Annotated in this window: 1 protein-coding gene; it reads right to left on the reverse strand. The window is 62.1% G+C overall.

Annotated features, from left to right (window positions below):
* A partial coding sequence (gene prs, locus CYJ76_RS11660; protein ID WP_144043108.1) for a ribose-phosphate diphosphokinase occupies positions 1-354 on the reverse strand: 354 nt, incomplete at both ends.

Genomic DNA, 354 nt, shown 5'->3' on the forward strand with positions numbered 1-354 from the left:
TTCCACCGGTATCGATCATGTCATCCAGCAGCACGCAGGTACGGCCCTTCACGTCACCAACCACGCGGTTGGCGGTGACCTTGTTGGCCACGTCCACGTCGCGGGTCTTGTGGATGAACGCCAGCGGGGCATCGCCCAGCACATTGGCCCACTTTTCGGCTACCTTCACGCGGCCAGCATCGGGGGAGACCACGCAGATGTTGTCCAGGTTGTAGTTGGCCTTCACGTAGTCGGTCAGGATCGGCATGGCGTGCATGTGATCCACCGGGCCGTCGAAGAAGCCCTGGATCTGGTCAGTGTGCAGATCGACGGAGACGATGCGGTCCGCGCCTGCGGTCTTCAGCAGGTCCGCAA

Origin of the sequence: Kytococcus schroeteri, from assembly GCF_002847825.1 — a bacterium.
Taxonomy (GTDB): Bacteria; Actinomycetota; Actinomycetes; order Actinomycetales; family Dermatophilaceae; genus Kytococcus; species Kytococcus schroeteri.